The following is a 22,146-nucleotide window of genomic DNA, read 5'->3' on the forward strand; positions in this document are numbered from 1 at the left end:
GCCTGGTGCTCTGACCGCCGATGGGGGTGCCGCCGGTGGCTCCCGAGCCGGCCGCCTTCTTCACGGCGGGCCGGATCCGACCTTTCCGAAAAGCGCGCGCGTCCGGTTCCGGGGAGTTGGATAGGGTCCAATTCATGCGACTCATCCCCCTCGCCGCAGCGACCGCGACCGGATTCCTCCTGCTCACCACGGGATGCAGCACCGTCGACAAGGCACAGGCGTGCATCGAGGCCAACAAGGTCATCGCCGAGACCGGCTCGAAGATCACCAGCCTGGCCAACGACCCGAAGGCGATGGACAAGGCTCTGGAGGACGGGGCCGCGAAGTTGCAGGACGTGGCCGACAAGGCCGGGAACACCACGCTGAACCAGGCGCTGGGCGACCTGGCCGACCGGTTCAAGGACCTCAACATCAAGGACGCCAACGACGCGGTGGACGCCGCCCAGAAGGTGGCGACCGACACCGCCTCGACGCTCAAGGCGATCGCCGAGGAGTGCACCTGACGAGCGGCCAAAACCCGAGATCTCTAGGGGGAATGGCGCTGAATTAGCCTTTCCTCATGTCTGTCGAGGGGAAGGAGCCGGACCCCCGGTTCACGCTGGCCAACGAGCGGACGTTCCTCACCTGGCTCAGCACGTCGCTGGCGCTGAGCGCCGGCGGCGTGGCCATGGCGGCCCTGCCGCGGGACGTCTTCGTGCCGTGGGTCCGCACGTCGCTCGCCGTCGTGCTGGTGCTGCTGTCGGCGCTCGCGGCGGTCCTGTCCTACCCCCGGTGGCGCAACGTGCAGCGGGCGCTGCGTCATGAGCAGCCGCTCCCGCCGCTCGCCTTGGCCCCGCTGTTCGGCTACGGTGTCGCGGCGGTGGCCGTCCTCGCGCTGATCCTCATCCTGCTCGCCGGATGACCGATGCCAGGTGACCGTTGCCGGGTGACCGATGATGACGACCCGGGCGACCGGGGTGATCCCGAGTACCGGGAGGGCCCCGACGACAGAGGAGCCCCGGACGACAGGGGAAACCCGGACGACAGAGGGAACCCGGACGACCATGGTGACCCGGTGACCTGGCCCGGACCGCGGGAGCGGCCCGGCCTGCACAGCGAGCGGACGCTGCTGGCGTGGATCCGCACGGGCACCGCGCTGGCGGCCGGCGGGCTCGGCGCGGCGGGCGTCGCCGGCCGGCACACCGGGGACGGACGGGCCGCCGTCCCCTTCGTGCTGGCGGCGCTGTGCGGGGCTGTGCTGCTGGCCAGGACCCGCGTGCGGTACCGGCGCGTCGAGCGGGCCGCCACCGAGGGGCTGCCGCTCGACGCGGGCGCGGACGCCCTGCTGGCCTGGCTCGGCGTGCTCGCCGTGGTCTCCGGCGCCGTCGCCTTCGTCCTGGTCTCCGCCTGAGGACGGCGCCGGACGGCGGCCGGTCGCCTTGGCCGAGGGCGCGGTCGGTCGCCGGGGTCGAGGGCGCGGTCGGTCGCCGGAGCGGAGGGCGCGGTCAGTCGCCGGAGCCGAGGGTGATGGTCTCGGCGATCTCCTCGGCGCGCTCGGCCTCCTCGGCGGCGAAGCGCTCGGCGTCCAGGCGCTCGGCGACGTCCTCGTCCTGCTTCATCAGCGCGTCGAGGTTCTGCCCGGCCATCTCCAGCACGCCCATGTCGGCGTAGGCCTTCTGCAGGCGTTCGCTCCACAGCCCGATGTCCTTGACGCAGGGGACGATGCGGCTGAACAGCAGCGAGCGGAACAGCTGGAGGTACTGCGACTCGTCGGTGGCCCGCATGGCCTCCTCGACCTCGGCGGGGGACAGGCCCAGGTTCTCCCACTGCTCGACCCCGCGCAGGCGGTCGCGCATGAGGTAGCAGCCCTCGATGACGAAGTCCTCGCGCTCGCGCAGCTCGGCCTGCGACAGCTCCTTGTAGTAGTCGCGCAGGGCCATCCGGCCGAAGGCGACGTGCCGGGCCTCGTCCTGCATGACGTAGGCGAGGATCTGCTTGGGCAGCGGCTTGGTGGTCATGTCGCGCATCACGCCGAACGCGGCCAGCGCCAGCCCTTCGATGAGCACCTGCATGCCGAGGTAGGGCATGTCCCAGCGCGAGTCGCTGAGGGTGTCGTCCAGCAGGGACTTGAGGTACTTGTTGATCGGGTAGGCGATGCCGACCTTCTCCTGCAGGAACCGGGCGTAGGTCTCGGCGTGGCGGGCCTCGTCCATGGTCTGCGTGGCGGCGTAGAACTTGGAGTCCAGGTCGGGCACCGACTCGACGATGCGGGCCGAGCAGATCATCGCGCCCTGCTCGCCGTGCAGGAACTGGGAGAACTGCCAGGCGGCGCCGTGGCGGCGCACCTCTTTGCGCGTCTTGTCGTCCATACGGTGCCACAGCGGGGTGTCGTAGATGGCGATGGACTGGTCGGGGATCCCCAGCACGTTGTAGGGGTCGACCTCAAGGCCCCAGTCGATGCGCCTGACCGAGTCCCACTGCTTGTCCTTGCCCTTCTGGTACAGGGCGAGCATGCGGTCGCGGCCCTCGTCGTACTCCCAGGTGAACCGGGTGGACCCCTTCATCTCCACGTCCCAGGTGGAGAGTTCGGCGGGGATGGTGTAGAGCTCGTGGGTCGACACAGGGGCCTCCAGGGGGGCGTACACCGTACGTCTCTGGAGGGTGGCACGTACGCTGTACGTACGTCAATCGCCCCGGTAAGAATGCTCACATGCCGCCTCTCACCCGTCCCCGCATCGTCGCCGCCGCCATCGACCTGATCGAGCGGGAGGGCGCCGACGCCGTCTCGATGCGGCGCATCGCGGCCGATCTGGGCGTCGGCGCCATGTCCCTGTACAACCACGTCAGCAGCAAGGCGGCGCTCCTGGACGCCGTCGCCGAGTTCGTGCTGTCGCAGATCTCCTTCACCGACGATCCCGGGGACGCGTGGACCGAGCGGGTGCGGGTGCAGGCGCGCGCGGTCCGGCAGATCGCCCACGACTACCCGCGCTCCACCATGCTGGTGATGAGCCGCCCGGTCCGCTCGCCCGCCGGGCTGTTCCCCCTGGAGCGGGCGCTGGCGACGTTGCGCGAGGCCGGCTTCTCCGGCGAGGACGCCGTCAGGGTCGTGCGCACGTTCATCGCCTACCTCGTCGGCTCGCTGATGCGCGAGGTCGGCGTCACCCCGGCCTTCGCCCCGGTGCACGACTCTGAGGACGGGCACCTGGCCGAGGTGGACGCCACGCTGTTCCCCCAGGTGGGCGCCCTGGCGTCTCTGCTGGTCGCGCGCGACCACGAGGAGGCGTTCGAGTACGGGCTGGACCTGCTGATCAGGGCGATCGCCCTGCAACTCCAGGACTCGGCGCGTCTCCAGGGCCCGGCCGCCACGCGGCCGAAGGAGTCCACGGCCGCCAAGGAGGGAAGCGCCCGGGGGTGAGCCTCCCCGGGCGCGGAGTGCGCCCTTCCCCTGGGCACTCCCGTCGGCTCAGTACCAGTTGTGCGAGCGGAAATGACCCCAGGCGCCGCACGGTGAGCCGTACCGGCCCTTGATGTAGTTCAGGCCCCACCTGATCTGGGTGGCGGGGTTGACCCGCCAGTCGTGCCCGATGCCGACCATCTTGCGCCCCGGCAGCGCCTGCGGGATTCCGTAGGCCCCCGACGAGGGGTTCTGCGCCCGGTGGTTCCAGTTGCTCTCTCTGGTCCACAGGCTGTCCAGGCAGCGGAACTGGGTCACCGGCCAGGCCCGCTGGGTGAGCAGCCGGTAGGCGATCGCCTTGTTCCTGCCCTTGGGCGTCGTGGGCGCCCACGCGCGGATCTGTGGTCGCGCGGAGGTCAGCCAGGTCCCGCGGTGCACGACGGCGGCCTTGCGCGCCGTCCCGCTCGCGGCCCTCGCCCTGGCCGTCGTGGCGGCTCGCGCCGCTCCGGCCTTCTTGACCGCTCCCGCCTTCTTGGCGGCGCCGGCCGTCGTGGCGGCTGTGGCCGCCCGGCCCGCCATGGCCGTCCTGGCGACTGTGGCCGCCCTGCCCGCCTTGGCGGGCCGGGCCGCCTCGACGAGGCCGGTGGTGAGTCCCGCCCGGGTCCAGACCGGCACCCGGGGCCGGCTCAGGGTCCAAGCCGAGATCCCCGGCCAGGCGGTGGTGGTGTGCGACCGGGCGCCGTCCGGCGCCGCCGAGACCGGCTCGGCCGGTCCGGTGTCAGGAACGGCCCGCTCCGCCGCTCCGACTGTGGTGGAGCCGGGGGTCGCCTCCGACTCCGCGATGGCCTGGGCCGCTCCGGCCGTCCCGTTCAGGACGGTGGCGGCGATGACGGCCGCGACTGCGCCACGAAAAGCGCGGTTACTGTCCAACTCGGTCCTATTCGTCGGGTCGCGTGCGGCAGGCGGCCGCACGCGGCGGCCGCCGTCGTCCCCCGCCCATGGCTCGGGCGGCAGGACGTCCGCGTGGCCGTTCCGGAATCGGTTGAGACACACCTGGTGTCCCCGGAAGGCGCCGCGACGGGTTCTAGGGCGGTTTCTAGTAGCCGCCGCGCCCGCCGCCCGTGATCCGCGACACGCCTCGGACGGTTGTTTGCGATCGGCGCGGCAGATCTCTGCCGTCTCGCGGGGCCCGGTTGCCCCGTGCCGCGCCCGCCGTGATCCGCGGATGACGCGGAAATGCCGCACAGTTGAGGTTTCGGGCGACACCACCCGCGAATACCGGACTACCGCGACATCCCGCCCGGCGAGCCGCGTCCGCGGTGCATGCCGTTTTCCGGAAGGTTTCGTGGGATTGGCGGTGGTACGTGAGGGGGCGATGCCCGGAACATGACCCGGACGCCCGGCGGGTCAGCGGCGAGGGCCGCAGCTCGCGCGGACGATCAGCTCGGTGGGCAGGGTCACCGTGCGCGCGCGCCGGCCCTCGCGCAGGACCAGCTCGGCGGCGCGGTAGCCCATGTCCTGCGCGGGCTGGGAGATGACGGTGAGCGGGGGATGGCACAGCTCGGCCCACGGCACGTCGTCGAACATGATCAGCGACACGTCGCGCGGCACGCGCACGTCCAGCTCGCGCGCCGCCAGGACGGCCGCCTCGCCGAGCAGGTTGCCGCCCGCCACCAGTGCGGTGATGTCGGAGCGGTGCTGCAGCAGCCCGGCGGCGGCGGCGTAGGCGGAGTCGCGCGTCGCGTGGGCGTGCACGATCAGCTCCTCGTCGACGGGCACGGCCCGCGCGGCCAGCGCCTCGCGGAACGCGCGCACGCGCTGCGCCTGGCCGTGCCGGGCCAGCAGGGCGATGCGCCGGTGCCCGAGCCCGGCCAGGTACTCCACCGCCGTGCGCACGCCGGTGCGGTCGTCGGTGACCACCGAGGGGACGTGCTCGGCGCCCCGCACCGGGCGTTCGGCGAAGACCACGCCGAGCCCGGAGCGCAGGGCCGGCACCCACATCTCGCCGTCGCCGGAGGGAACGGCGATCACCCGGTCCAGGCCCTCCTCGATGAGCGTGCCGATGAGGTGGGCCTCGCGCTCGGGGTCGTCGCCGGTGGTGCCGATCATCACCGGCTCGCCCGCCGACCGGGCGCAGGACAGGACGCCGTCGGCCAGCCGTCCGTAGAAGACGTCGGTGATGTCGGGGACGAGCAGGCCGATGCCGCCCGTGCGGCGCCGGCGCAGGTTGCGCCCGAGCGCGCTCGGCCGGTAGTCGAGCCGTGCCGCGGCGGCCAGGACCTTCTCCCTGGTCTCGGCACTGGCCGACCCCGTGCCCGACAGCACCCGCGACACGGTGGCGACGCCCACCTCGGCCGCCTCGGCCACGTCCTTGATGGTCGTGCGACGCTGCCCGATCGGTCTCATGGAAACGATTCCATCATGAGTTCCACCGGCAAGCCAAGCCGGGGGGTCCATCCGAAGAGTGTGAGAAGCCACTATTCCGGAAGGGCTTGACAGAGATGTCCGGTTCCGGTGAGATTCATGAAAACGTATCCACATCCGGCGGCACCCCGGACGCACGAAGGACGGCCATGGCAAATATCGTTCTGCGCAACGTCGACAAGATCTACGCCGGCGGTGTCAAGGCCGTGAACGGCCTCAACCTCGAGATCCGCGACGGCGAGTTCATGGTCCTCGTCGGCCCGTCCGGTTGCGGCAAGTCCACGGCCCTGCGCATGATCGCGGGTCTTGAGGACATCAGCGGCGGCGAGATCGCCATCGGCGACCGGGTGGTCAACCACCTGCCGCCGAAGGACCGCGACATCGCGATGGTCTTCCAGAACTACGCCCTCTACCCGCACATGACGGTCGAGGAGAACCTCGCCTTCGGCCTCAAGCTTCGCAAGATGCCCAAGGCGGACATCTCCAAGCGGGTGCAGGAAGCCGCCAAGATGCTGGGCCTGGAGCAGTACCTCAAGCGCAAGCCGGCCGCCCTGTCCGGTGGTCAGCGCCAGCGTGTCGCCATGGGCCGCGCCATCGTCCGCGAGCCGCAGGCGTTCCTCATGGACGAGCCGCTGTCCAACCTGGACGCCAAGCTCCGCGTCTCCATGCGCGCCTCGCTCAACACCCTGCACGAGCGCCTCGGCGTCACCACCGTCTACGTCACCCACGACCAGGTCGAGGCCATGACGCTGGGCGACCGGGTCTGCGTGCTGCGCGACGGCATCCTCCAGCAGGTGGACACCCCGCAGAACCTGTTCGAGGCCCCGGTCAACCTGTTCGTCGCCGGCTTCATGGGCTCCCCGTCCATGAACTTCGTCAACGCCGAGCTGGCGCGCGACGACAGCGGCGCCGCCGTCGTCTTCGGCGGGTACAAGCTCCCGGTCCCCGACTCGACCTTCGCCGAGAAGCCGGGCCTGGACCAGTACCTGGGCAAGAAGCTGATCCTCGGCATCCGTCCCTCCGACTTCGAGGACGCCGCCTCCGCCTCGGGCCACTCCAACGGCTGGGCGCACATCCCGACCCGCGTCGAGGTCACCGAAGAGCTGGGCAGCGAGATCAACGTGCTGTTCCTCATCGACGCCCCGCCGGTGGAGCACCGCGACACCGTGGCCGCCCAGGACACCGGTGACGACGACGACGCGGCCCTGCCCCTGGTCGGCGACAAGTCGCTGTGGACGGCCCGCGTCAACTCCCGCAGCCACGCCCGCTCCGGCCAGAACATCGAGCTCGTGGTGGACACCCACAACTTCCACTTCTTCGACACCGACAGCGGCCTGTCCATCGGGCACGCCGCCAACGTCGGCCGCTGAGCCCGCCGGTCCGGCCCCTCGGGGCCGGATCGCCGGACCGGGCCGTCCTCTGAGGCGGCCCGGCCCGGAAATGGGAAGAAACCCGACACCTTCCCCAACAGGAAAGCCCCCGCCGTGCACCCCTCCCACGGCGGGGGTCTTTTTTTCATCGTGTAGGCGGGGCCTCGCTGGGCCCATGATTCGGCAATGCGGGTGCTGCCGGGGTGCGCTGATTCCCCGCCACTGGGTAAAACGCGAGGCGATCAACGCTCGCCCGGCCGCGCTCGGCTTACCACGGTCGGAATCGATGCCCAGTGGGGAGTCCTCAATGGCGGGAAAATACGCGATGCCGATTCTTCTGGTCGCCCCGCTCATCGGTGGAGCGACGATGGCGCAGGCGGCCGTGGCCGAGACCGACCACGCGCGGCCAGGGCGGCAGGGGGCGACGCGGCGGGAAACGACCGGGCCGCCGGCGGCACGGCCCGCATGGCGACCATGGATAGGCGGCCACGGGCCACCGCGACGACGGCACCGAACCGAAACCACGGGTGGGCGGGCCAGGGGCGAGACTCACTGATCGGTCAATTGACGGTGATGATTGAGTGATCCAGGTGCGCCGTGCGACGGCCATTCGGCTCAAGTGGATAGAACGGGACGCACTGACATGTCGCTCGGTATCCGGGTGATGTTCTCATGACCCGAATCACTGTCCATCGGGGAGTCCAGAATGGCGCGAAAGTATACGGTACCTATTCTTATGGCAGTGGTGCTCTCAGGCGGGGCGGTGACAGGAGCTGCCGCGATGGCGTCGGCGGGCACGCGGCCCACGGCCCTGGATCCGGCGGGGCACAGGCAGGCCGCCACGCCATCACCCTCGCCGACGGTCACGGTCACCACACGGCCCACGTCCACCCCTCGACCCACGTCCACTCCGGCCGAGGACGAATTCCTGGAGGAGCACGAATATCCGCCGCGTCCGCGGGTGGACGAGGAGGACTTCAAGCACCGCAAGCACGGCGCCGGTCATCACGACAACCGCGATCACGAGATAATCAAGGCCGACAAGTTCCTGCTCAGCGAGGGCGCTGACGACCATGGGGGCGGCCATCACCACGGCCTGAACGACCATGGGTACGGGGGCGACCACGGGTACGGCGGCGACCACGGTGACCATGACCAGGAGTCCGGGGCCGAGACCTCCGGGCATGGGGGCGGCGGCCATGAGCAGGGCCACGGCGGCGCCCACGCCGGCCGGAGCCTGCCGTTCACCGGAGCGCCCGTGGCCGCGGTGGCCGGCCTCGGTGGCGTCCTGCTGGTCGCCGGAGCGACCGGAGTCCTGATCTCCGTGCGACGCCGCCGAACCGCTGGTGCACGCTAGAGGACGGCGCGTCCTCGCGGGTTCGCTCGCGTGCTGCGTCGTTCTGGTCTCGGCCGCCGGCTGGTCGGCGCACCTGGCCCTCGGCGTCCGCGACCATCTGCAGGCGAGCAGGGACGCCCTGACGCACCTACGCGCGGTGATGAGCGCCCGTGACCTCGACCGGATCGCCGTGACGCTGGCCGACGCCCACCGTCACGCGGCCGAGGCGCGGCGCCTCACCGCGGGCCCCGACTGGTCACTGCTCACCCACCTCCCGGTCGTGGGCGACGGCGCCACGACCGTGCGCGGGCTGGCCGAGAGCGCCGCGGAGGTCACCGAGGTGCTCACGGCCGTACAGCGGGCCGGCACGTCTGTTCTCACGACGGGGGGGCGCGCGAGCGACGACGCGCGCCAGGTGCTGGACGGACTGAGGGCGGCCGACCCCGTGCTCCAGGAGGCCGCCGCCCGGATCACCCGGGCACGCGACCGTCTGGTGGCCACCCCGGCGTCGACCGGGGTGGCCAGCGTGGACCAGGCGCGGGTCACGGCGCTGCACCTGCTCGATCGGCTGCACGGCATGGTCTCGGGCGCGGCCACCGCCACGGCGCTCATCCCGCCGATGCTGGGCGCCGACGGACCGCGCCGGTACTTCCTGGCGTTCCAGACCAACGCCGAGGCACGCGGCACCGGAGGACTGGTAGGGGCCTTCGGCATCTTGGAAGCCCACCATGGCAAGATCAGCATCACGGGCCTGTCCGCGAACACCGGCATCGGGCGCAGCCCTCGTCCGGTCACCGATCACGGCCCGGCGTTCCGCGCGCGGTACGGCCCGGGCGCCGCGCGACTGCTTTCGGTGTCCAATCTCTCGCCGCATTTCCCCTACGCCGCCGAGACCTGGACCGGTCTGTGGGAACGGCAGCACGGCCGGCGCCTGGACGGCGCGATCGCCATCGACCCCGTAGGACTCTCCTACCTGCTCGGGTTCACGGGGCCGGTCACCGGTCCCGGTAGAGAGCGGGTGACCGCGGCCAATGTGGTCGACCTGACGGAACGGGCGGCCTACGCCCGGTTTCCCGACCCGGCCGAGCGCAAGCGTTACCTAGTGGGGATCGCCCGGGCGGTCAGCGGTCGCCTGCCGGGCTCGATGGCCGACCCTGCTCAGGTGCTGCCCGTCCTCAAGCCTCTGATCGAGGAGCGAAGGCTCCAGGTATGGAGCCGCAGGGCTGCCGAGCAACGGCGCCTGGCCGCGACCGCGCTCGGCGGTGTGCTGCCGCGCGCCCCCGGCCCGTACGCGGCACTCGTGGTCAACAATTCGGCCGGCGGCAAGCTGGACTACTACCTGAACCGGTCGGTGGAGTACGCGCTCGGCCCGTGCAAGGACGGCAGGCGTCCGACCACGGTCCGGATCCGGCTGACCAACGACGTGCCGCGGTCGGACCTGCCCGGCTACGTCACCGGCAGGCTGGACAGCCCCGAGCGCGCCCATCGAGCCGGCTCCAACCTGCTGTGGGTGTCGCTGTACGCGGGGGCGGGCGCCAAGCTGGCCGCGGCGCGCATCGACGACCGGCAGGTGGCCGTCCTGCGCGAGTTCGAACGGTCGCACCCGGTGTACTCCACGCTACTGGAACTGGCCCCGCGGCAGTCGCGGACCATGACCTTCGATCTGGTGGAACCCGCCTCCGGCGCGGCGCCGGTGGTCCCGGTGCAGCCGCTGGCGCGCCCCCAGCGGACCAGCGTCACGATCGCCCCGGGTGCCTGCGCCTCCTGAGGCCGCCGCCTCGCCGTCCGCGAGCCGTCCCCGCTTCCAGCGGCAGGAATGGTCCAAGGACGGCGCGTCGGCGTCCGCCGGAGCGCGCAGCCGATCTAGCGTCGCCTCATGGGGCATCCGGCGGTGGCGAGCGGTGACGGGACGACGCGGCTGGTGCCGCCCGGGCACGAAGGCTGCGGGCGGCGCTGCTGGAGGGACCCCGCCGCTCCGCCGGGCCCGGCCGCCGCGCCGCGGTTCCGCATCCTGTTCGTGTGCACGGGGAACATCTGCCGCTCCCCGCTCGCCGAGCGGCTCACCCGGTCGGCCCTCGGCCCCTGTCCGGCGCTGGAGGTCGCCGGCGCGGGCACCCATGCCCTGGCGGGGGAGCCGATGACCGGGCACGCCGCGCGGGTCCTCGCCGAGCTCGGCGGCGACCACGCGGGATTCCGCGCCCGGCAACTGACGGCCGAGATGGTGGAGGCGGCGGACCTGGTGCTGGCCGCCGCGCGCGAGCACCGGGCGGCGGCGGTGGCGATGTGCCCGGCCGCCGCGGGACGGGCCTTCACGATCGCCGAGTTCGGCGTGCTGACGGGGGCCGTGCCCGCCGGGGCGGTGGACCGCCTGGGGGATCTCGGGCCAAGGGCCCGCGCGCTGGTCGCCGAGGCCCGGACGCGGCGCGGGCTGGTCCGGGTGGACCAGCCCGACATCGGCGACCCCTACGGCCGCTCCCTGCGCGCCTACCGGGCGGCGGGACGGCTGATCGCCGGAGCGCTCGCCGTCCCGTTCCGGCTGCTCACACCTTGACCGGCGTCCTGATCTCGCGCGGCGCGGTCTCGGCCCCGTAGCCGTATCCGTAGCCGTAGTACCCGCCGCGCCTGCCCGGAGCGAAGTTCAGCACCGTGCCGACCAGGCGGGCGTTGACCGACGCCAGCGTCTCCACGGCGCGGGCGATGTGCTCGCGGCGGGTCTTGCCGTAGCGGGCGAGCAGCAGCGTGCCGTCGCAGACGGCGGCCAGCGCCGCGGCGTCGGTGATCGGCAGCAGCGGCGGCGCGTCGACGATGACCAGGTCGTAGTCCGCGACGAGCTCGGCCAGCACCGCGCGCATCCCGTTGGAGCCGAGCAGCTCGCTCGGGTTGGGCGGGATCTGACCGCCCGGGAGCACCGACAGGCCGCTCGGGCCCCACGGCTGGATGACGTCCTTGAGGGCCGCCTTGTCGATCAGTACGTCGGTGAGCCCGGCCGAGCCCTCGATGCCCAGGTAGTGGGGGATGCGCGGGCTGCGCAGGTCGCCCTCCACCAGGATCACCCGCCAGCCCGCCTGGGCGAGGGTGATCGCCAGGTTGGCCGAGGTGGAGGACTTGCCCTCGTTCGGCAGGCAACTGGTGACGACCAGCGACTTCGGCCGCCGGTCGACGCCGATGAACTGCAGGTTGGTGCGCAGCGAGCGGAAGGCCTCCGAGCGCGTGGACCGGCCGTTCTCCCGGACGATCAGCGGGTGGTGCCGCGCGTCCTTCTCGTAGCCGATCACGCCCAGCACCGAGCTCCCGGCGCTCTCCTGCAGCGCCTCGGAGGACTTCACCGTGGTGTCCAGCCGGTCGCGCAGCACGAGCGTGCTGAAGGCGACCAGCAGCCCGATGAGCAGGGCGAGGCCGAGGTTGACCAGCGGCCGGGGGGTGACCGGCACCTTCGGGACGTCGGCGCTGTCCACCACCGTGACCCGCACGGCCGGGCGGCTGTCGCGGGTGGGCCGCTCGATCTGGTCGATCACCCGGGTGAACCGGGCCCCCAGGGTGTTGGCCAGGCGCGCGGCCCGCACGGGGTCGGCGTCGGTGACGGTGGCGCGCAGCAGCATGGTGGCCGGGATGGCCTCCGCCTTGATGGCCTCCTGCAGGCGCGCGACCTGCTCGCCGCCGGCGAGCCGGCTCACCACGCGGCGGCTGGTGAGCAGGTTGGCGTAGGACTGGACGCGCTGCGTCGACAGCATCCCGGCCTGGTAGGCGGTGGTCAGGCTGCCCACCTTGTCGTAGCCGGAGACCATCATGGTGATCGTCGCGACGTACTTCGGCGGTGTCCGCGCGGTCAGGACGAGCGCGGCGGTCACCGACAGGACCAGCGACAGCACGAGCACCATCCAGCCCTTGCGCGCAAGTCGTACGAAGTAGAGCAGATCCACCTGGTCATCGCCGCCTTTCGGTGATTTTTGCGAGGTTGTCGACAGGACCGACCGGCGCGTAGGCGGGCACGCCCTGCAGCAGGCCGATCAGGAGGGTGGCGACGCCGCCGGTGACGATGGCCGCGGCGAGCGCGGGCACCCATCCCACGGCGATCGCCAGGCACAGCGCGCCGGGCACCGCCGCGACCGCGCCGAGGGCCGCGGGCACGGCACGGGAGCCGAGCCCCATGCGGCGCAGCCGGTGGGACAGGTGGTCGGTGCCGCCCGACAGCGGGGAGCGCCCCGCGCGGATCCGCGACACCAGCACCACGCCGGTGTCGACCACGGCGACGAACGTCCACAGCAGCAGCCCGGCGGCGGTCGTGCCGGCCGCCCGGCCGGTCTCCACGGCGACCGAGGAGCACGTGAGGGTGAAGCCGATGAACAGCGACCCCGAGTCGCCCATGAAGATCCTCGCGGGCGGCCAGTTGTGCGCCAGGAAGCCCAGGCACGACAGCGCCAGCGCGCCGAGGAGCACCGCGAACGCCGGCCGGTCGCTCATGAGGGCGGCCGCCGCCAGGAAGGCCGCGGTGACCGCGGTGACCGTCCCGAGGGCGCCGTCCATGTTGTCCAGCAGGTTGAAGGAGTTGGTCATCACGACGATCCACATCACCGTGATCAACCCGTCCACCCATTGCCCCGTCACGGTGACGTGCACGCCGGAGAGCACGACGCCGCCCGCGGCGACCGACTCCACCGTCAGGCGGGTCACGACGGGCAGCGAGGCGATGTCGTCGATCAGGCCGAGCGCGGCGATCGCCGTCGCGGCCAGGACGATCGCGGTGATCCGCAGGTCGGCCAGGCCGAGCGCGGCGGCCGTCGGCACGACGGTGCCGAGGACGATCGCCGGGCCGCCCAGGTAGGGGGTCGGGTGGTCGTGGGCCTTGTGGCCGCCGGGACGGTCGCTGAGGTTCCAGCGCAGCGCGAGCCGCCTCAGCGCCGGGGTGGCCGCCGCGCTCAGCACGCAGGCGCTCGCCATGGAGGCCAGGCCGATCGCCGCGTTCACCGCGCGGACACCGCGAGGTCCTCGCGGGCCTCGGCGATGATCTCGGAGAGGATCTCGTCCAGGTAGCGGCGCGGCGTCCAGCCGGTGAGCGCGCGGAGCTTGCCGGTGTCGGGCACGCGGCGCGTCATGTCCTCGAAGCCCTGCTCGTAGGCCTCGTGGTAGGGGATCAGGTCGATCCCCGACGTGGAGCCGACGTGCTCGATGATCAGCTTGGCCAGCTCAAGCATGCTGATCTCGTCGGCGGAGCCGACGTTGAAGGTCTGCCCGATCGCCGCCTCGTGGTCCAGCAGCCGCAGCAGCGCGTCGACCGCGTCGGCCACGTGGGCGAAGCAGCGCGTCTGGGTGCCGTCGCCGTAGACGGTGAGCGGATCGCCGCTGAGCGCCTGGCGGACCAGGCGCGGGATGACCATGCCGTAGGCCGGGCTCTGCCGGGGTCCCACGGTGTTGAACAGCCGCACGATGATCGTCGGCAGGCCGCGCTCCTTGTGGTAGGCGTTGGCCAGGATCTCGTCGACGGCCTTGGCGGTGCTGTAGGCCCACCGGACCACGGCCGGGCTGCCCAGGATGCGGTCGGAGTCCTCCCGCAGCGGGCCGTAGGAGTTCTTGCCGTAGATCTCGCTGGTGCTGGTGACCAGGATCTTGCGGCGGTACCGGTGCGCGGCCTCGATGACGATCTCCGAGCCGCGGATGTTGGTGGTCAGCGACCGCAACGGCTGCTCGACGATCAGTTTGACGCCGACCGCGGCCGCCAGGTGCACCACGATGTCGCACTGGTGGACCAGCTCGTCGACCACGAGCTCGTCCAGGACCGAGCCCTGGACGAAGCGCAGGTCGGGGTGCGGGCGCAGGTTCGCCAGCCGCCCGGTGGACAGGTTATCCAAGATCACGACACGGTCGCCGCGGGCGAGCAGCGCGTCGGCCAGATGCGAGCCGACGAAGCCGCTCCCTCCGGTGATCAAGTAGGTGTTCCTTGACAGGGTGCTCACCGACTTCTCCCATTACATGTGAGACGCAGATTGGGATCTCATGGCTTGTTCGAACCAGCTCACGGTCATGCGGAGCCCGTCGGCCAGCGACATGGGACGCACGCCCGGGAACAGGTCGCGAAGCAGGCGGGGAGAGGCCTGTGACTCGCGGATGTCGCCCGTCCTCGCCGGGAGGAAGGCCGTCTCGACGGGCTCGCCGAGCACCGCGGACAGGATGTCGCGCAGCTCCAGCAGCGACACCCGGGTGCCGAAGGCGAGGTTCACCGGCGTCGCGCTGGTGACGCGGCGCTGGGTCGCCTGCACGATGACGTCGGTCACCGACCCCACGTAGGTGAAGTCCCGCGCCTGGCGGCCGTCGCCGTGCACGGGCACCGCCCTGCCGTCCAGGGCGGCCGACACGAACGTGGGGATGACCGCCGCGTAGGCGTGGTCGGCCGCCTGCAGCGGGCCGTACACGTTGAAGAAGCGGAACGGCAGCACCGGCAGGCCGAAGCTGCGCCCGTAGGCGAGCGCGTACGCCTCGGTGGCCAGCTTGCTCGCGCCGTACGGGCTGAGCGGGCGGGCCGGCAGGTCCTCGTGCTTGCGAGGTTCCAGGCAGTCGCCGTAGACCGAGGAGGACGAGGCGACGATCACGTGCGGCCTGGCCGCGCGGCACGCCTCCAGCACCTGCAGCGTTCCGGTGGCGTTGACGTTGTGCGAGGCCAGCGGGTCCTCCAGGGAGCGCGGCACCGAGGGCCGCGCGGCCAGGTGGACCACGGTCGTGGCCTCGCCCGCCAGCGGGGCCAGCAGGTCGGCGTCCAGGATGCTGCCCTGGACGAAGTCGACGTCCAGGCCCGCGAGGTTGCTCAGGCGGCCGGTGCTCAGGTCGTCCAGCACCGTCACGTGCCGCACCTCGGGCAGGGCGGTGAGCGCGCGGCACAGATTGGCGCCGACGAAGCCGGCGCCTCCGGTCACAAGGATTCTCATGGGGTGCTCGTCTCCGGGGTCGAGCGGCGGTGGTCGGACGCGCCGTGCAGCGATCGGTACAGGGTCTCGGTGTCGGCGACCAGCCGCTCCACGGCGAACGCGGAGGTCGTCCACGCCTGGGCCGCCCGGCCCATGCGGCGGGCCAGCTCCTGGTCCGACAGCAGCCGCACGGTGTGCGCCGCCAGCTCCCCGGCGTCCGGGGCGGCGAGCAGGCCGGTGCGCCCGTCGCGGACGACCTCGGCGACGCTGCCGACCCGCGTCGCGACGACGGGCGTGCCCGTCATGCCCGCCTCGATCAGGCTCAGCGGGGTGCCCTCGCTGTCGGAGGTCAGCAGCACCACGTCGGCGGCGGCGTACACCGTCTCCACGTCGCGGCGCCAGCCCAGCAGGTCCACCGGGCCGGGCAGGGAGCGGGCCTCGCGCTCCACCTGCTCGCGCAGCTCGCCGCCTCCGCAGACGAGGAACCGACAGCCGGGCACGCGGGCGAGCACCTCGCGGGCGACCTCGAGGAGCCGGTCGGGACGCTTGATCCTGGTCAGCCGGCCGACGTAGGCGACGACGGGCGCGCCGGGCGGCAGTCCCAGTGCCGTGCGCGCCGCGGCGCGGTCGGGCACCGGGCCGAGGCGCACGCCGGGCGGGATCACCACGTACTGCTCCGGGCGGCCGATGCGGTTGCGCAGCAGGTCGTCGCGGACGCGCGCCCCGACGGTCACCAGCCGGTCCGACAGGGTGGCGAGGAAGCGCTCGGCGTTGACGTAGACGGCCCGCTTCGGCGGCGAGAAGTAGCCCTCGAGCAGGTGGCCGTGGAAGACGTGCACCCGCGCCGCGCCGACCCCCGACAGCGAGACCGCGAGCCGTCCGAGCGCGCCGGCCTTGGCGGTGCGGGTGTGGACGATGTGCGGGCGGAAGGTCCGCATCGTGCCGGCCAGCCGGTACAGGGCGCGCAGGTCGCCGGCCGGGTTGACCGACCTGCCGAGGCCGGGCACGCGGTGCACGGCGAGGCCGGCGTCGCCGAAGACCAGGCGGTCGCCCTCGCCGTCGTCGACGTGGCCGGTGTACAGGCGGTGGTCGAACTCCTCGGCGTCCAGCAGCTTGCACAGCCCCGACACCTGGGTGGCCGGGCCGCCCACGTTCATCCGGGCGATGATTTCCATGACACGTATCCGACTGGTCACCTCCGAGAAGCTAGCTGGCCGTTTGCTCTGTTCGCCGACACCGTCATGGTGGTGGCGAAATGTTTTCCCTATCCCTACCTGCGCATGATCGATCGGCTTTCCCGGCGCCTGGCGCGCGTGGCGCGTGGCGGTGAATGCGGCTCGTCCGGGACATCGTGGCTGGTGACGGCGGTGCGGTGGCCGTTCGGGCCGGCACGGGAAATGCGCTTAATAACCGTGAAAGCGGGGCGCGGCGCCGGAAATCCCATGGATCGACGCCGAAACTCGCGCGGCCTCGATTCCCTTTCACGCAGGTCAGCGAAAAGAGTCCGCAAACCAAGGTAATGGTCGGACCGCCGGCGTTCGCGGAAAGCGGCGCCCCGTATTCGCGACGGCTAGCGTCGCCTCGCGGAGTCCGTGCCCGGCGGCCCGTCGCGGGCGACCGGACGGCCGCGGGGTGATCTCGAACTGAGGGTGCCCTTCCATGGAATATCTCATCGTCGCCGCCGCGGCGTTGCTGCTCGTCGGGACGATCCACACGACCGTCGAGCCCGAGGCGGTCCGGCGGGTGCTGCCGGTGCTGCTCGCGGCCTTCGCCGTTCGGCTGGCGGTGCAGATCCTGGTGATGCAGAACCACGTCATCCCCTACGGCGGTGACAACATCACCTACGAGTCCAGGGCGCTGGAGGTGGTGGCGTTCTGGAAGCGCGAGGGCTTCCAGTTCGTCACCTCCGAGGACATCCCGTCCCTGTACGCGGCGGCCATCCCGTGCAACGCCTTCGCCCTGGTGCTGTACGTGTGCGGCGGCCCCGCCCCGCTGGCCTGCACGGCGCTGGTCGCGTTCCTGGCCTGCGCCCTGTGCCTGGTCATGTACCGCTTCGCCCTGCTGGTGGGCGCCGACCGCCGCGCCGCCTTCCAGCTCATGCTGCTGACCGCCTTCATGCCGGCGTTCGTCCTGCACACCTCCGACATGTTCAAGGACGGCTTCAACGCCTTCCTCGTGGTCGCCTGCCTGGGCCTGGGCGCCTCGAACCTGCGGCGGTTCGACATGCGCAAGGTGGCGCTGCTGGCCGTGGCGCTGTGGGCCCTGTGGTACGTGCGCCCGTACATGGTCTTCATGTGCGCGATGCCGGTCGCCCTGGGCTTCGCGGGCCTGCGCAGGGTGCTGTCGGTGCGCACCCTGCTCATCCTCGCCGCGCTGCTGATGGTGCTGCCGTTCGCCGACCTCACCGAGAGCCCGCCGGTCGAGGCGATGCAGTCGCAGCTCGACTACGGGCAGTCGGAGCTGGTGCGCCGCGGCAACGCCGGCGGCGGCTCGGGCGTGATGTTCGACGACGGCGGCAACCCGTGGAACCGGCTCGCGCCCAAGCTGATGTACACGCTGCTGTCGCCCTTCCCCTGGACCGAGGGCAGCCTCACCCTGCAGCTCGGCAAGATCGAGGTGCTCGTGTGGTACTTCCTGCTGTTCTGGGCGGTGCGCGGCGCCGTGTGGCTGTGGCGCGAGGACCGGGCGACCGCCTGCTTCCTGCTGCTGTTCATCGTGCCCGGCACGATCGTGTACGCGACCACGATGGCCAACGTCGGCCTGATCTTCCGCCAGCGCATGCCGATCGTCATGGTCACCAGCCTGCTGGCCGCGGTCGCCTGGTCCCGGCACGTGCGGGACGCGCGCAGGGCCGCGCGGACGCGGCCGTCCCCGGGCGCCCGCCGGCCGCTGCCCGAAGGGACGCCGCGATGAGCGGGCGGCCCGCCCGGGGCGCCCTGCGCGTGTGCGAGGTGGTCAAGACGCTGGACGTGGGCGGCGTCGAGACGCTGCTGGTCGAACGGCTCCGCCGCGCGGCTGGCGGCGGCACCGCCTACACGGTGGTGTGCCTGCGTGCCTCGACCGCCGAGCTGATCGACCGGCTGCGCGACGCCGGCGTGACCGTGGTGAACCTCGGGAACGGCCCCCGCCCGCTGGCCACCGCGCGCCTGGTCACCACGGTGCGCCGCCTGGCCCCCGACGTGCTGAACGTCCACTCGCCGATGCCCGCCGTCGTCCTGCGGCCGTTCGTGCGGCTCAGCCGCCGCCGGCCGATGCTGGTGTCCACCGTGCACTACAGCCGCCGGACCGGCACGGTGTTCGCCGAGCGCGTCACCTCGGCGGTCAGCACCGCGCTGGACCGCCTGACCCGGTGGCTGGACGACGGGACGGTCGCGGTCTCCTCGCAGGTGGCGCGCTCGCCGTCCACGCGGGGCGCCAGGCGCGTGCTGACCCGCCTGCACGGGGTGGACGTGGAGGAGCTGCGGCACTGGGCGGCGCGGCGGGAGGACACCCGCCGGGAGTTCGCCGTGCCGCCGGGGGCGTTCCTCATCGCCTGCGTCGCCAACTTCCGCCCGGAGAAGGACCACGCCCTGCTGGTCCGCGCCGCCGCCGAGGTGCTGCGGGCCCGGCCGGACGCGCTGTTCCTGCTGGCCGGCGAGGGCCCTCTGCGCGACCAGGTCGCCCGCGCCGTCGAACGGCACGGGGTGGCGGGCGGCGTGCGCATCCTCGGCCGGGTGCCGGGGGCCAGGAGGCTGGCCGCCGCCGCCGACCTGGTGGTGCTCAGCTCCGCCCACGAGGCGCTGCCCGTCGTGGTCATGGAGGCGCTCGCGGCCGGGGTCCCGGTGGTCTCCACCGAGGTGGGCGGTATCGCCGAACTGGTCCACACCGGGCGGAACGGCATCCTGACCAGGCCCGGCTCCGCCCGCGACCTGGCGCGCGGGCTGCTGCGGGCCATGGATCCGGTGGTGCACCGCCGCCTGCGCGACGGCGCGTCGGCGAGCGCGCACAGCGTCGACATGGCGGGCACCGCCGAGTGGTTCGAAGACCTCTACCAGAGCCTCACCCTGACCGCCCGGCGGGGTTAGCGCGGTGACCACATGCGTTCACCGGGCGCGGCTCTCCATCCCGGCCACGTGCTGTAGTGATCGGCGCCGGGTCGGCGGGTCGTGGTACGGCGATGCCGGCGCCTTGCTACGGCGCCCGAGCCGGTGAACATTCATGGACAGCGCACTGGCTAGCCCGCCTTGGCGCAGATGCGGCGCAGCAGCGCCGCCCACACGGCCGCGCCGGCGGCGGCGGTGGCGAGCGTGCCCCAGGCGAAGACCAGTGCGGTGCCGAGCGGGGCGGGGGAGAGCCACCGGGCGAGCAGCAGGACGGCGAGCAGCGCGGCGCCCTCGCCGGCGAGGTAGGCCAGCCGCCAGCCGGGACGTCCCAGCGCCAGGGGCAGGACGTTCGACCAGCACACCAGCCCCTTGACGCACGCCGCGGCGACGAGCACGGCGGCGACCGGGCCGATGGCCGCGTACTGCCGTCCGTAGACCAGGCGCAGCACGTCGTCCAGCAGCGGGAGCGCGACGGCGGTCGCCGTCAGGCCGGCGGCGGCGAGCGGGACGCTGGCGCGCGCGATGTCCCGGCGGGCGTGCGTCCGCTCCCGCCCCGCCGCGGCGGCGCGGGCGAGCCGGGGGTACAGCATCGAGGCGACCGGCATGACCAGCGTCGCGTACAGCCGCCCCGGCGCCGAGGCGATCTTCAGGATCGTCACCAGCGCCGACCCGCCGAGCAGCCCGGCCACGGTGAGGACGCCGGACTCGGCGACCTCCGCCAGCGCCGTCCCGCCGGTGGCCTTGGCGGTGAAGGACACCAGGCCGTCCGGCAGCGGCGCCCCCGCCCGCGAGGGCCCGAGCCTCGCCAGCAGCGCGCGGGTGCCGAGCGCGCCGACCACCAGCCCGGCCAGCATCGCGGCCACCGCCTGCCCGGCCAGGTAGGCCAGCGGTCCCGCGGCCAGCAGTCCGCCGACCGGCAGGGCGAAGGAGACGACCGCGCACCCGAGGCGCAGCAGCCCCAGCTCGTGCAGCCGGTCGGACAGGGCGAACGACGCGCGCACCGCGCCGTTGGCCGCCAGCGCCGCCCGGCCGATGAGGGCCAGCGCCAGCATGCGGGCCAGGTCGTCCCCGGCCAGGCAGAGCAGCCAGGCCGCCGCGACGCCCGCGCAGCACAGGGTGGCCGCGAGGGCGCGGATCCCGACGTCCCAGCGGACCAGCCTCCGGTACAGCGCGAACCCCCGCCCGTCGCGCCGCTGCTCGATGGGCACGTAGCGCTGGACGGTGTTGTCCAAGCGCGGGTCCAGGACCAGGAAGCACAGACCGGCCACCGACTGGGCGAAGATGACGCCGCCGGAGGTCTCGGCGCCGCTCACCCGCACGAGCGCCACCAGGCTGAGCGAGGACAGGACCGCCTCGGCCAGCCCGGCGGCGGCCAGCGTGGAGAAGGTCCGCAGGTGCCGCCCGCCGGCGGGGGCGCGGCCCGCGACCCGTTCACGCACGCTCACCATGATCGTGCGCGCATCCCGTCCGCGCGGGGCCGCCGGCGCCGCAGGGGCCGCGTGGTCATGAGGCGGCCGCCGGCAGCAGGGGGCCGCCGGGGAGCAGGGCGGTGTACCGTTCCTCGACGCGGGCGGCCACCGACGACCAGTCCAGCGTCGCGGCCGCCCGCAGCCCGCGTTCGATGATCTCGGGGAGGGCGCGGTCGCCCTCCAGCACCTCCCGCAGCCGTCTCACCAGGTCGGGGACCGAACCGCTGAGGAACGTCCGGTAGGCGCCGGCCTCGACGATGGGCTCCAGCGAGGTCTCCGAGGACAGGATGACGGGGGTGCCGAGCGCGAGGGCCTCCAGCGCGGCGGTGGGGATGCCCTCGCCGATGGTCGGGAGCCGGCGCGAGGCCAGCACGAACGCCTGCGCCCGCGCCACCAGCGCGTACACCTCGCTCTCCGGCAGGTGCCCGGCCAGGTGGACTCCGCGCCCGGTTCCGGCGAGCTGTTGGAGGGCGGCCCGCTCACTGCCCTCCCCGGCGATGACCAGCCGCGCGCCGGGGTGCAGGGCGCGCAGCGCGTGGAAGGCCTCGATGGTCACCGCGTGGTTCTTGACCTTCTCCAGCGAGCCGACGCTCACGATCAACCCAGGTTCGACCGGCCCGCCGTGGTGGCGGGCGATGTGGCGCAGGTCCAGCCCACTGGACATCGTGGCGATCCGCGACGCGGGGACGCCCGCCCCGCGCAGGTCCTGCGCCGGCCGCGCGCCGATGGCGATGAAGTCGTCGACGTGGCGGAAGGCGAACGGCATGATCGGCAGATGGCGCATGGTCATGGCCCCGTGCACGGTCACCACCAGCGGAACGCCGAGGCGGCGCGCCGCCGGGCCGAGCGCCAGCGTCTCCCGGTGGTCGCCGTGCACGTGCACGACGTCCACCTCGCCCGCGTCGCGCAGCGCGCGGGCGCATTCGAGCCCGAAGGCCAGCACGTCCGACCTGCGGGCGAGCAGGCGGCTGCGCCGCGTCCGCCGCAGCGTGAGGGTTTGCGTGCCTTCCGGCGCCCGGCCGCGCCGGTGGGCGACCACCACCCGGTGCCCGCGGGCGAGCTGTTCGCGGGCCAGTCGCTCGATGTGACGCTCCAGGCCCCCCGGCTCGGGCGGCAGCCGGTATCCGACGTGGACGATGCGCATGTGACCTCTCCCGTAGGTGTGCGTGGGTCCCCTGTGCCCGCGCCGGGGACGG

20 protein-coding genes are annotated in these 22,146 nt (G+C 72.8%); 10 read left to right on the plus strand and 10 right to left on the minus strand.

What is annotated here, in order from left to right; translation table 11 throughout:
• The first annotated feature begins 134 nt into the window (after nt 1–134).
• The 3 genes from ACFQSB_RS04730 to ACFQSB_RS04740 are packed head-to-tail and all read left to right on the plus strand — an operon-like array spanning nt 135 to nt 1,390.
• Nucleotides 135–503 carry a hypothetical protein gene (locus tag ACFQSB_RS04730; RefSeq protein ID WP_354839216.1) on the plus strand — a complete coding sequence of 123 codons (369 nt, stop codon included), beginning with the start codon at nt 135–137 and terminating at the stop codon, nt 501–503.
• A gap of 56 nt (nt 504–559) precedes the next feature.
• Nucleotides 560–901 (plus strand): YidH family protein, encoded by a 342-nt coding sequence (locus tag ACFQSB_RS04735; protein WP_354839219.1) that lies wholly within the window; start codon nt 560–562, stop codon nt 899–901.
• Between the two features lie 24 nt (nt 902–925).
• Entirely contained in the window at nt 926–1,390 is a 465-nt protein-coding gene (locus ACFQSB_RS04740; RefSeq protein ID WP_380824425.1) for a DUF202 domain-containing protein, read from the plus strand.
• A 94-nt stretch (nt 1,391–1,484) separates the two neighbouring features.
• Here ACFQSB_RS04740 and ACFQSB_RS04745 read toward each other — a convergent pair whose 3' ends face one another.
• Nucleotides 1,485–2,600, minus strand: coding sequence for a ferritin-like domain-containing protein (locus ACFQSB_RS04745; protein WP_380824426.1), 1,116 nt, complete (start codon nt 2,598–2,600; stop codon nt 1,485–1,487).
• A gap of 89 nt (nt 2,601–2,689) precedes the next feature.
• Between ACFQSB_RS04745 and ACFQSB_RS04750 the strand changes: the two genes are divergently transcribed.
• The gene (locus tag ACFQSB_RS04750) at nt 2,690–3,394 is read left to right on the plus strand and encodes a TetR/AcrR family transcriptional regulator C-terminal domain-containing protein (protein WP_380824427.1); all 705 of its coding nucleotides are present in this window, start codon (nt 2,690–2,692) and stop codon (nt 3,392–3,394) included.
• A 48-nt stretch (nt 3,395–3,442) separates the two neighbouring features.
• On the opposite strand, the gene ACFQSB_RS04755 is transcribed toward ACFQSB_RS04750, so the two are convergent.
• Together ACFQSB_RS04755 and ACFQSB_RS04760 are read right to left on the minus strand one after the other, a co-directional pair.
• Entirely contained in the window at nt 3,443–4,303 is an 861-nt protein-coding gene (locus ACFQSB_RS04755) for an aggregation-promoting factor C-terminal-like domain-containing protein (RefSeq protein WP_380824428.1), read from the minus strand.
• A 477-nt stretch (nt 4,304–4,780) separates the two neighbouring features.
• The gene (locus ACFQSB_RS04760; protein WP_354839234.1) at nt 4,781–5,779 is read right to left on the minus strand and encodes a LacI family DNA-binding transcriptional regulator; all 999 of its coding nucleotides are present in this window, start codon (nt 5,777–5,779) and stop codon (nt 4,781–4,783) included.
• Between the two features lie 167 nt (nt 5,780–5,946).
• Between ACFQSB_RS04760 and ACFQSB_RS04765 the strand changes: the two genes are divergently transcribed.
• From ACFQSB_RS04765 to ACFQSB_RS04780, 4 genes are all read left to right on the plus strand, one after another.
• Nucleotides 5,947–7,167, plus strand: a complete 1,221-nt coding sequence (locus ACFQSB_RS04765; protein ID WP_354839237.1) for an ABC transporter ATP-binding protein — start codon at nt 5,947–5,949, stop codon at nt 7,165–7,167.
• A gap of 742 nt (nt 7,168–7,909) precedes the next feature.
• A complete protein-coding gene (locus tag ACFQSB_RS04770; RefSeq protein ID WP_380824429.1) occupies nt 7,910–8,524 on the plus strand; it encodes a hypothetical protein in 615 nt (204 codons plus the stop codon).
• The gene (locus tag ACFQSB_RS04775) at nt 8,514–10,271 is read left to right on the plus strand and encodes a DUF4012 domain-containing protein (RefSeq protein ID WP_380824430.1); all 1,758 of its coding nucleotides are present in this window, start codon (nt 8,514–8,516) and stop codon (nt 10,269–10,271) included. The genes ACFQSB_RS04770 and ACFQSB_RS04775 overlap by 11 nt, the downstream gene beginning before the upstream one ends.
• Before the next feature lie 108 nt (nt 10,272–10,379).
• Nucleotides 10,380–11,054, plus strand: coding sequence for an arsenate reductase/protein-tyrosine-phosphatase family protein (locus ACFQSB_RS04780; protein ID WP_380824431.1), 675 nt, complete (start codon nt 10,380–10,382; stop codon nt 11,052–11,054).
• Here the strand turns inward: ACFQSB_RS04780 and ACFQSB_RS04785 are convergent.
• The 5 genes from ACFQSB_RS04785 to ACFQSB_RS04805 are packed head-to-tail and all read right to left on the minus strand — an operon-like array spanning nt 11,044 to nt 16,574.
• Nucleotides 11,044–12,423, minus strand: coding sequence for a tyrosine-protein kinase domain-containing protein (locus ACFQSB_RS04785; protein WP_380824433.1), 1,380 nt, complete (start codon nt 12,421–12,423; stop codon nt 11,044–11,046). The genes ACFQSB_RS04780 and ACFQSB_RS04785 overlap by 11 nt on opposite strands.
• 4 nt (nt 12,424–12,427) lie before the next feature.
• Nucleotides 12,428–13,468, minus strand: a complete 1,041-nt coding sequence (locus tag ACFQSB_RS04790) for a glycosyltransferase family 4 protein (protein WP_380824435.1) — start codon at nt 13,466–13,468, stop codon at nt 12,428–12,430.
• On the minus strand, nt 13,465–14,454 hold the full coding sequence (locus tag ACFQSB_RS04795; protein ID WP_380824436.1) for an NAD-dependent epimerase/dehydratase family protein: 990 nt from the start codon (nt 14,452–14,454) through the stop codon (nt 13,465–13,467). The genes ACFQSB_RS04790 and ACFQSB_RS04795 overlap by 4 nt, the downstream gene beginning before the upstream one ends.
• 12 nt (nt 14,455–14,466) lie before the next feature.
• Nucleotides 14,467–15,420 carry an NAD-dependent epimerase/dehydratase family protein gene (locus ACFQSB_RS04800; protein ID WP_380824438.1) on the minus strand — a complete coding sequence of 318 codons (954 nt, stop codon included), beginning with the start codon at nt 15,418–15,420 and terminating at the stop codon, nt 14,467–14,469.
• Complete coding sequence (locus ACFQSB_RS04805; protein ID WP_380824441.1) at nt 15,417–16,574, minus strand: glycosyltransferase; 1,158 nt, start codon at nt 16,572–16,574, stop codon at nt 15,417–15,419. Before ACFQSB_RS04805 ends, ACFQSB_RS04800 begins: the two co-directional genes overlap by 4 nt.
• A gap of 484 nt (nt 16,575–17,058) precedes the next feature.
• Between ACFQSB_RS04805 and ACFQSB_RS04810 the strand changes: the two genes are divergently transcribed.
• Together ACFQSB_RS04810 and ACFQSB_RS04815 are read left to right on the plus strand one after the other, a co-directional pair.
• The gene (locus ACFQSB_RS04810; RefSeq protein ID WP_380824443.1) at nt 17,059–18,312 is read left to right on the plus strand and encodes a hypothetical protein; all 1,254 of its coding nucleotides are present in this window, start codon (nt 17,059–17,061) and stop codon (nt 18,310–18,312) included.
• Nucleotides 18,309–19,463, plus strand: coding sequence for a glycosyltransferase (locus tag ACFQSB_RS04815; RefSeq protein WP_380824444.1), 1,155 nt, complete (start codon nt 18,309–18,311; stop codon nt 19,461–19,463). Before ACFQSB_RS04810 ends, ACFQSB_RS04815 begins: the two co-directional genes overlap by 4 nt.
• Before the next feature lie 149 nt (nt 19,464–19,612).
• Here the strand turns inward: ACFQSB_RS04815 and ACFQSB_RS04820 are convergent, their stop codons facing one another.
• A complete protein-coding gene (locus ACFQSB_RS04820; RefSeq protein ID WP_380824445.1) occupies nt 19,613–20,920 on the minus strand; it encodes a hypothetical protein in 1,308 nt (435 codons plus the stop codon).
• Between the two features lie 64 nt (nt 20,921–20,984).
• Nucleotides 20,985–22,094 (minus strand): glycosyltransferase family 4 protein, encoded by a 1,110-nt coding sequence (locus tag ACFQSB_RS04825; protein WP_380824446.1) that lies wholly within the window; start codon nt 22,092–22,094, stop codon nt 20,985–20,987.
• Nucleotides 22,095–22,146 lie beyond the last annotated feature (52 nt).

Source organism: Sphaerisporangium rhizosphaerae (assembly GCF_042665155.1).
Classification (GTDB): Bacteria; Actinomycetota; Actinomycetes; order Streptosporangiales; family Streptosporangiaceae; genus Sphaerisporangium; species Sphaerisporangium rhizosphaerae.